Origin of the sequence: Nocardiopsis lucentensis DSM 44048 (genome assembly GCF_000341125.1) — a bacterium.
Classification (GTDB): Bacteria; Actinomycetota; Actinomycetes; order Streptosporangiales; family Streptosporangiaceae; genus Nocardiopsis; species Nocardiopsis lucentensis.
This window is the reverse complement of sequence record NZ_ANBC01000926.1, coordinates 1-1824: the sequence shown is the minus strand read 5'-3', so window position 1 is coordinate 1824 and position 1824 is coordinate 1. Positions and strand designations below refer to the sequence as shown.

General features: G+C 75.4%; 1 protein-coding gene. It reads right to left on the bottom strand.

Annotated elements, in window-relative coordinates:
- The coding region (locus tag D471_RS0131815; protein ID WP_017602355.1) for a type I polyketide synthase at nt 1-1824 on the bottom strand (1824 nt) is incomplete at both ends.

The following is a 1824-nucleotide window of genomic DNA, read 5'->3' as shown; positions in this document are numbered from 1 at the left end:
CGGCGGGCTCGTCACCCGACACCACGACCGAGGCGGGCCCGTTGACGGCGGCGAGCGCCAGTTCGCCCTCGCGTCCCGCCAACAGGGGCGCCACCTCCTCCTCGGTGGCTCGCAGCGCCGCCATCGCGCCGCCGGCGGGCAGTTCCTGCATCAGTCGGCCCCGGGCAGCCACCAGACGGGCCGCGTCCGACAGCGTCAGCACACCGGCGGCGTGCACGGCGGCGATCTCCCCGACGCTGTGCCCGCACACCACGTCGGGTCGCGGCCCGCGGCGCTCGGTCAGGCGGTACAGCGCGGTCTGCAACGCGAACAGGGCGGGCTGAGTGAACTCGGTCCGGTCCAGCAGCGCCGCCTCCGCGCTACCGGGGGCGGCGAACATCAGATCCCGCAACGGACGGTCCAGGTGCCGGTCGAGTTCGGCGCACACCTCGTCCAGCGCCGCCGCGAACACCGGTTCCTCCCGGTACAGGCCGAGCCCGGCCCCGGCGCGCTGACTGCCCTGACCGGTGAAGAGGAACGCGGTCCGGCGCTCGGTGTCCGAGGCGGCGCCCGTCACCACCCCGTCGTGCGCGCGTCCCTCGGCCAGGGCGCTCAGCCCGGCGAGGAGTTCGTCGCGGTCCCGCCCGAGGACGACGGCGCGGTGCCGCAGCGGCGTCCTCGCGTGGGCGAGGGCACCAGCCACGGCGGCGGGGGCGTCGTCGCCGGAGGACAGGGCCTCGTGCAGCCGTGCCGCCTGGGCGTGCACCGCCTCCTCGTCCCGGCCGCTCACCGTCCAGGCGACACTCCCGGCGGGAGCCGTCGCGGGGAGGGGACCGGAGTCCTCGTCGGCCGGTGCGCTTTCCACCACCACGTGCGCGTTCGTGCCGCTCGCACCGAACGAGGACACCCCGGCGCGGCGCGGCTCCCCCGGACCCTCCGGCCACGGAACGGCCTCCGTGAGCAGCCGCACCGCACCGGCCGACCAGTCCACCCGGGTCGTGGGTCGTTCCACGTGCAGGGTCCTGGGCAGTTCGCCGTGCCGCATCGCCTGGACCATCTTGATCACGCCCGCCACCCCGGCGGCGGCCTGGGTGTGGCCGATGTTGGACTTGACCGAGCCCAACCACAGCGGACGGTCCTCCGCCCGACCGCGCCCGTACACCGACAGCAGCGCCTCCGCCTCCACCGGATCGCCGAGCCTGGTGCCCGTCCCGTGCGCCTCGACGGCGTCGACCTGGTCCGGGCCGACCCCGGCGTCCCGCAGCGCGTCCTCGATGGTCCGGCGCTGGGCCCGCCCGTTGGGGGCGGTGAGCCCGTTGCTCGTCCCGTCTTGGCCGACCGCCGAACCGCGCACGACGGCCAGCACGGTCCGGCCCTCCCGACGGGCGTCGGACAGCCGCTGCAACAGCAGCACGCCGACCCCCTCACCGAAGCCGGTGCCGTCGGCGGAGTCCGCGAAGGTCTTGCACCGGCCGTCCGGGGCCAGTCCGCGCTGTCGGGAGAAGTCCACGAACATCGTCGGCGTGGACAGGACGGTCGCCCCGCCCGCCAGGGCCAGATCGCACTCGCCCCGTCGCAGCGCCCGCACCGCCAGATGCAGCGTCACCAGGGACGACGAGCACGCGGTGTCCACGGTCACGGCGGGGCCGCGCAGGTCGAGGGTGTAGGACACCCGACCGGACGCCACACTCCCCGCGCTGCCGTTGACGAGGTAGCCCTCCAGGTCCTCCGGGACGCTCCCGGGACCGCCGTGCAGGACGCGGTCCCCGTAGTCGTCGTACATCACGCCCATGTACACGCCCGTGCGGCTGCCCCGGAAGCGGTCCGCGGTGATCCCGGCGCGCT